Raw genomic sequence first — 8,567 nt, forward strand, 5'->3', positions numbered from 1 at the left:
AGTAACCGGCTGCGAGAAGGTGAACCCGCCCGTGGCGGCCGCCTGCAGGATCATCGTTTCGGTGGCTTCGATCAGGTCGTCGGGCAATGCGTCGAAAGTAATCTCGCCAAACGGCGCACCCGCCGCGATCTTCAGCACAGGAAGCGCCGCCAGGTCGGCCAGCACGGCCGTGGCAGCCGCATTTCTTGTCAACGTAATATTAATATCGCTGGCTGCCGTGATACCCGCAGGCAATGCAAAGCGCCAGGTGATGTTGCCGCTTTCGGCTACCGTAGCAGGACCGGTCACCGTGATATGTTTATTGGAAACGTCGGTGATGCTGACGTCGGACACTGCGCTGCTGCTATGCCCGAACACCGTGGCGGCGGCGGTCAGCTGCAGCAGTTCCGCCGTTTCGATCAGCCCGTCGGTTTTTGCTTCTACTTTAAATGTTGCATGATTGCTGCCCGCTTCGATGACAACCGTAGCCGGGAAGGCATAGTCGGCGGAAGTGAGCGTGGCCGCGCTGCCGGCGCCTTTGGTGAGCGTAACGGTGATGTCCTGCGAAGTGGTGATGCTTCCCGGCAGCGATACGGTGAAGTCCATGTCGTTGCCTTCCACCAGCGTGGCGGTGAGCGGTGAGATCTGGATGGTTTTGTTGGCGGTTGTGCCGGTGGCATCGGTTACCTGGAGGGTTGTGCCGTTAACAGGGATGGAGGATGTCGCCGTTCCCGTAAGCTCCAGAGTCTCCGTGGCTTCCAGGAGTTCGTCGGTGCCGGTGGTGAGGGTGAAAGTCCCTTCTGTATTGCCGGCGGAAATGGTAATCGTACCCAATGCGCCGTGTTCGGTATTCTCCAGTGTGGAAGATGCGCCTTTGCCGAGGGTAACGGTGATGTTGCCCGTGGCCGTTACGCCGCCGGTGAGAGTGGCTTTAACGATGGCGCTGGTGCCCTCCGCCACAGGGCTCGGGCTTACCGACAATGCGATGCCGGCGGCGGAAAGGTCGTTGTCCGTAATGGTAAACGATACCGGTTGCGAGAAAGTGAAACCGCCTGTGGCCGAAGGTGTCAGCTTCAGGGTTTCCGTTGCTTCGATAATAAGATCGGAGGCGGCGGCGAAAGTGATCTCGCCATACGAAGCGCCACCGGCGATTTTCAGCGCCGGGAGCGACGTGAGATCGGCCAGCTCCGCCGTGCCCGAAGGATCGTGCGTGAGCGTGATATCGATGTCGCTGGCGGAAGTCACGCCTGCCGGCAGCTCGAAGCGCCATTTGATATTGCCGCCTTCGGCCACGGTAGCCGGACCGCTCACCGTGATCAGTTTATTGGAAACGTCGGTGATCGTTACATCTGCAATCGCCGTGCTGTTATTGCCGAACACGGATGCGGCCGCTCTCAGCTTCAGCATTTCCGCCGTTTCGATCCATCCATCCGTTTTTGCTTCTACATTAAATTTCACATGATTCGTACCCGCTTCGATCGTTACGGTTGCCGGGAAAGCGTAATCCGCAGCCGTCAGCGTTGAAGCGCTGCCCGCGCCCTGGGAAAGCGATACCGTGATGTCTTCCGACGTTACGATGGTACCGGGCAGGCCCACGGTGAATTCCAGCACATCGCCTTCCGCAATGGAAGCGGTGAGCGGGGAAATCTGGAGGGTTTTGTTGGCAGTGGTGCCCGTTGCATCCGATACCTGCACCGTAACGCCGGTTACAGGGATTGAGGAAGTAGCGGTGCCCGTGAGCACGAGGGTTTCCGTCAGTTCCAGGATGTTGTCCGAATACGTCGCCAGCGTGAAAGTGCCTTCGGTATCGCCGGCGGCGATCACGATATTACCCAGCGCCGCATGTTCGGTGTTCCCTACAGTGGAAGCCGCCGCTTTTGCCAGTGTAATGGTAATATTATTGGTGGAAGTGACACCGCCGGTAAGCGTAGCCTTGATCACCACATTACCGCCTTCTGCAACAGGGTTCGGCGTGGCAGATAAAGTGATGCCCGCAGCGGCCAGGTCGTCATCCGTAATAGTAAAGGAAACAGGTTGGGAGAAAGTGAAACCGCCTGCGGCTGATGGTGTCAGCTTCAGCGTTTCGGCCGCTTCGATCTTATTGTCCGCCTTCGCCTCGAAAGTAATTTCCCCGAAGGATGCGCCTGCGGCGATCTTCAGTACTGCCAGCGTTTCCAGGTCTGCCAGTTCAGCGGTTCCTGTGGCGTCGTGCGTCAACGTAATATTGATGTCGTTGGCCGTGGTTACATCCGCCGGCAATTCGAAACGCCAGGTGATATCTCCACCTTCCGCAACCGTAGCCGGGCCGCTCACCGTGATCAGCTTCGTGGACACATCGGTAATCGTCACATCGGAAGCATCCGAAGAAGCGTATCCGAATACCGTGCCCGATGCGCTCACCTGCAGTTTTTCGGAAGGTTCGATCACTTTGTCGGTCAATGCCTCCACTTCAAATTCGATACTGTTTTCATCTTCCGGAATTTCTACCGTCAGCGGCAGCGCATAGTCGGTGGAAGTGATGGAAGCGTCGCTGCCCGCGCCCTTCGCCAGGTTTACCGTGATGGGAACGGAAGTGGTGATGCCCGCAGGCAGGCTCACCGTCATCATCACTTTATTCCCTTCCGCAACGGTTGCTACCGCCGGGGTGAGGGACAGGGTTTTATTGGCGTTGGTGCCGGTCACATCTTTAATCGTAACATCCACGCCCAGCACGGTGTAAGTGCCGGCTGCGCCGCGAACGGCCAGCAGCTCGTCGTTCTCCAGGATGAGGTCGGCATTGGATTTGAGCGTAAAGGTGCCCGACGATGAACCGGCGCCGATGTGGATGGTGCCCAAAGCATCGTAATCACCCGTTCCCGCAACGGAAGCACTGCCCGCGCTCAGCACCACGTCGATATCCGTCTGGGAAGTAAATCCATCCAGCGTGGCGGTGATGAGGGTAGACGCGCCTTCGTTCAGCGTGGCGGCGCCGGCCGTCAGCTTGATTTGCAGGCTCGCGGGGTCCGTGTCTTTCACATCCATGCCGATCTGCTTCGTGAAGGTAAACCCGGTAGCCGAAAGCGTCATTTCCAGGCGCTCCTGCCCTTCTACAATATTATCTGTCTTCGCTTCGAGGGGTACATCTATGTATAATTGTCCCTTGGCGATCGTTGCCGTAGTGGGGTAACCACCCACGAAATCGTCGGAGGTCGTAGTATTGCCGGTTACGGCCGGAGCAATGTTGATGAGGATCGCCGTTTCCGTGGTAACTCCCGAAGGCAGGGCAATCCGCCAGTTATCGGTGAAGCCTTCCGTAATTTCAGCAGGGCCGGTTACCACGAGCTGGATCGTGGCAGGACGAACGTCCTTCAACGTCACCGTACCCGTGGCAGCCTGCGCATCGCCCATCACGGTGGCGGCGCCGGCAATCACCAGCGCCTCATCGGCCTCGATCACGTTGTCGGTGTTGGCATGCAGGGTAAAAGTAATGTCGTTCCCGCCGGCGGGGATTTTCACTTCCGTGGGGAAGGTATATTCCGAAGCCTGCAGATCCGTGCTGGAACCCGTGCCCCTGCTCAGGGCCACGGTAATTTCTTCTGAAGTATAAATATTCGCCGGGAGGCTCACGCGCACTGTCACATCGCTGCCTTCATTCACGGCAGACGCCGCCGGCACGATGCTGATTTTTTTATTGTCATCGTCGGCCGATTCCTTGTCTGTTATCTGGAACGTCAGCCCTTCGAATGTGAAACCGGTCGCGGTGCCGCTAAGTTCCAGGGTTTCGGTGATTTCCAGGAGCTGGTCTTCGGTGGCGGTGATGGTGAAAGTTCCGGTCTGGCTGCCGGCAGGGATTTTCAGCGTGGCGGGCGATGTGTTGAAATCTGCCGCTGCTGCATTGGAACCGCTGCCGATGCTGAGGGTGAACGGAACGTCCGCGGCTGCGGTGCCGTATTCCAGTGAAGCGGTCACGGTCACGGCTGCGCCGCCTTCCGTCAGCGTCAGGGCCGGGGCGGAGAAAGTGATTTTGGTGGACGGGGGATCTTTGATGGCGATGGACGCGGTGTCAATCTTTTGTACTCCCACAATAAATCCTTTGCCGATAATATGTACGGTGTCGTTGGGTTCCGTGAGCGCATCGGTCAATGCCGTTATATCCACTGTAGCGCTGTTATCACCTTGCGGAATAATAATTACGTTGTCGCTCAACGTATAATCCGCCGTGGTAGCAGTAGAAGTTACGCCCCTGGTGAGGTTTACGGTTACAGGGCCCTTATGCTTCAGGGAAGGTTTGGCAAGCCGCGCGGTGATGGTTCCGGTATTGCCTTCAATGATGGACGCCGGCCCTTCGACGATAATGTTTCTTAACGCCGGCTGATTGGTATTGTCGTTGATCTTAAAGCTGGTCGGTGTGAAATTGAAACCTACGAGCGCACTGGTAATAAAGGCTTCCTCCTGCGGCTCCAGCCATACCGTATCCAGCGGGATCGTGATTGTGATGCTTCCTGCCGCCTGTCCTTCCTGGATGACAATTTCGAATGGATCGGGCGCAATAAAATCATCTTCATCCGCAGTGGAGCCACTACCAAGAACAAGCGGGATTCTCAGGCCACCAGGAGGAGCAGTATTCGAGAAATCGGAAAATTCCGCCGTGATAGTAAGTGAAGAACCCGTTTCAGTCCTGGTCGAACTACTAACACCCAGGATAATCGTCCGGTCCACCGTATTGTCTTCAATAACCAGGCTGCCGGGCATGATAGTAAATTCACCGTCGTGATCGGAAGCCGCGCCTTCGAAGTACCAGTACTCGTACCTGGTTTCAATCATATTGTCGTCGATGAGGAGGATATTTTCCTGCACGCTGTTGCCTCCCGCGGGGATGGTCAGGGTGCCGGGCATATGATCCACATCTGTAGCACCTGCGGTATTGGCCGGGTCGTTCAGGCCAAGTGTAACGACGATCGGTTTTTCGGTGGTCACATTTTCCGGCAGGCTTGCCTTCAGCGCCACAGTTTCACCTTCCATGCCCTGGGGCACCGACAGTGTGATCACGCGGTTATCAGGATTGAGGCCGGTGGTATCGAGGATGGTGATGGTAACTTTATGCTTGCTGGTTTTGGGACCGAAGACGGCCGACGCTTCAATGTCGAAGAGCTCCGACTCCTCCAGGATCATGTCGCCCGTGGCTACGATGTCGAATTCCGTTTCCCAGGTGTTGGCCGGGATGGTGACGGTGGTCGGGATAACGGCATGATCGGTTCCCTCCGCCGCAGGTTCCACGCCGGCGGTGCGGGTGAGCGTTACGGTGAGAGGGCTGGTGATCGGGGTGACGCCGGTCACTTTCACTTTCACCTTCAGGGTTTCGCCTTCCTTCACGGAAGTGGCGGCGGGTTCGAGGAAGATGCGGTTTTCGTCATCGTCGATGATGGTATACTCCGCCGTGGTGATGCTGCCGAGTTGCAGGTGCGGGGAGCAGGTCAGCGGGCGGAGCTCCACCCTGAACTTGCGGTCGTCGTTTACAATAGTATTGCCCTTGATGCGGATGTTTTTGATGGGAACGATGGCGTCCCAGTAGATTCCGGGTTCTATGATAAGCTTTTCGCGGAGTACTTCGTAGTCCACGCCTTCCTGGGCGTTACCCGGACCGGGGATCTCGGAAACGACCAGCTCCAGCACCTGCGGCAGGTTGAACATTCCTTTGCCGATTTTCAGTTCCAGCCCGGTGATTTCATGATCGGCTTCTTCTTCCAGGCCGCTCATTTCCGCCGAAGCGAAGTTCACGGTCAGCATTTGACTCTCCACGTTGCCGAAAAAGCCCATGTTGTCCAAAACAGGGACGGGATCGGTAACGGTAACGCCTGCCATTTCCGCCTGATCGAAGCCTACAGCAAATTGCTTGGTGACGTGGCGGATACGGTCGGGCGTTTCTACCGTACTTACTTCCAATGCTTTATGCACAGCAACCCCCATTGTTGCGGGTATCGTGGTGGATGCGACATCCGTGAGCAGGTAGCCGGGTGTTACCTTGTTGTCGCGGGTGTCGTACGGCCTTGCAGCGTAGGAGGAAAAGCCTTTGGTGGTTTTGAAGATATGGGTGCCGGGAGTTTCCGGGCAATCTGCGGACGTGCGTACCATGCCCACGGTATTGTAAAAAGTAACGGGATTATCATCGCCATAGGTTTCCCAGTAATATGCGTCTTCGGTGCTGGGCGTGGGACTGGCGACGAAGCCTTTCCCGCAGTTGCTGCCGTCTATCATCGCGTTTTCGGAGAGGTAAACGTGCAGCCAGTAGGTACCGCCGTAGAGGACGTCGTCGTAGGGTGTTTCCTGGGAGGATATGATGTAATCGACGGTATAGTATTGATGGCCGGCTACATATTTATATATAGTGCTGACGAAATAGTCTCTTCCCCTGGCGTTCTTGAAGCTCGACTGCCCCACCACCTGCCATGGGTTGGCGGCGGTGCCTGCTCCGGAAACGTGGGAGATTTCGCAGTGTTTCAGGTAAATGGGGGTTTTCTCGATATGGCCGAGCTTGCCCATGCGTTGGTGCAGGATGAAGTAAGTCCGGAGCCCTCCCTGGTCGTACCGGCTGGCTAGGGGGTCATGTGTGAACTGGTCGGCGCCATTGTGCATTACCTGCACGCTGGTATCGGTAATGGTGATCCTGAGGTCGTTGCCGCCTGCGTTGCCACCGCCCGGGTTGATGATCACGGAGGGAACCTGCGCCAGGGCCGGGCCGGCCGGGAGGAAGATCGCCACCGCCATCAACAAGATCGCGCCTGCCATGCGGATTGCCGCTTTCATAGGATAGGATAGGACTAACATAAATAACTTTAAAATTTCTTTACATACATACTATTTCGCCTGTAACCTGCGTTTTTTGACTCCGGAAGCCTGAAGGGCGAATTGCCGGCGGGATAAACTGTCGGCATGAAATACCAATGCCACACCCGGCGCCCCTGGGAAGGCGCCTCTCTCCTACTGCAATGACTCCGGAAACTGACCGATAGTGCGGACAGACTCCACCTATCAAAGCAAATGTATAATATTTATAATATTAAATCAAATAATATTTGTACTTATTTATCTATATATAATTACGGAATGCAGGGACATATCTATTCATTCTGATGCAGATATGAAGGCAGATTAGTTTATGGGAATAGGTAAAATAAAGGTAGATTTGCAAAAAATTATTGGAATGTCAACGATAACAAAATCCAAGATTGATTTGAGCCTCAAGTACAAAGTAAAAGATATGTCTTTGGCGGAGTGGGGCCGCAAGGAAATCCAGCTTGCTGAAGCCGAAATGCCGGGCCTGATGGCCCTGCGTGAAGAATACGGCAAATCCCAACCCCTGAAAGGCGCCCGTATCGCAGGCTGCCTGCACATGACGATCCAGACCGCCGTGCTGATCGAGACCCTCGTGGCCCTCGGCGCAGAGGTACAATGGAGCTCCTGCAACATCTTCTCTACGCAAGATCATGCCGCCGCCGCCATCGCAGCCGCCGGCATCCCCGTATACGCCTGGAAAGGCCTGAATGAGGAAGAATTCAACTGGTGCATCGAACAGACCCTGTTCTTCGGCAGCACCGACCGCCCCCTCAACATGATCCTCGACGACGGTGGCGACCTCACCAACATGGTGTTCGACGTTTATCCCGAGCTGATCCAGCACATCAAAGGCCTCAGCGAAGAAACCACCACGGGCGTTCACCGCCTGTACGAGCGCATGAAGAACGGCACCCTGCCCATGCCCGCCATCAACATCAACGACTCCGTTACCAAATCCAAATTCGATAACAAATACGGTTGCCGCGAATCCTGTGTAGACGCCATCCGCCGCGCCACCGACGTAATGATCGCCGGTAAAGTGGCCGTGGTTGCAGGTTTTGGCGACGTAGGCAAAGGCTCCGCAGAATCCCTCGCAGGCGCCGGCGCCCGTGTAATCGTAACCGAAATCGACCCCATCTGCGCCCTCCAGGCCGCTATGGAAGGTTATGAAGTAAAGAAAATGGCCGACGCCGTGAAAGAAGCCGATATCATCGTAACCACCACCGGTTGCCGCGATATCATCACCGGCGAACACTTCAAAGCCATGAAAGATAAAGCCATCGTCTGCAACATCGGCCACTTCGACATCGAAATCGACGTCGCCTGGCTGAATACCAACTATGGCAACACCAAAGTGGAAATCAAACCGCAGGTAGACAAGTACACCATCGACGGGAAGGATATCATCCTCCTCGCCGAAGGACGCCTCGTGAACCTGGGCTGCGCCACCGGCCACCCCAGCTTCGTAATGTCCAACTCCTTCACCAACCAGACCCTCGCCCAGCTCGAGCTCTGGATCAACACGGACAAATACGAAAACAAAGTGTACGTACTGCCCAAACACCTCGATGAGAAAGTTGCCCGCCTCCACCTGAAGAAAATCGGCGTGGAACTGGACGAACTGACCTCCGCGCAGTCCGAATACCTCGGCATCCCCGTCGAAGGTCCCTTCAAACCGGAATACTACCGTTACTAATCACGGTACCACCGATATCGAAAGCAGCCTCCGCAAAGAGGCTGCTTTTTTATTCCCGCCAACCCTTTTCATCATCCCG

2 protein-coding genes are annotated in these 8,567 nt (G+C 55.9%); one reads left to right on the forward strand and one right to left on the reverse strand.

Features of this window, described 5'->3' with window-relative positions:
- Window positions 1-6,762: Calx-beta domain-containing protein (locus Q0510_RS22515; RefSeq protein ID WP_298716746.1), on the reverse strand; the 6,762-nt coding region annotated here is incomplete at its 3' end.
- 397 nt (window positions 6,763-7,159) lie between these two features.
- Between Q0510_RS22515 and ahcY the strand changes: the two genes are divergently transcribed.
- Window positions 7,160-8,488 carry an adenosylhomocysteinase gene (gene ahcY, locus Q0510_RS22520; protein WP_298716748.1) on the forward strand — a complete coding sequence of 443 codons (1,329 nt, stop codon included), beginning with the start codon at window positions 7,160-7,162 and terminating at the stop codon, window positions 8,486-8,488.
- The last annotated feature ends 79 nt before the right edge of the window (window positions 8,489-8,567 follow it).

The sequence above is a fragment of the uncultured Chitinophaga sp. genome (assembly GCF_937874145.1).
Taxonomy (GTDB): Bacteria; Bacteroidota; Bacteroidia; order Chitinophagales; family Chitinophagaceae; genus Chitinophaga.

Bases quoted from the DNA above. Each gene is read 5' to 3' on its own strand.
- ahcY (WP_298716748.1), top strand. From the start codon at position 7,160: ATGTCAACGATAACAAAATCCAAGATTGATTTGAGCCTCAAGTACAAA.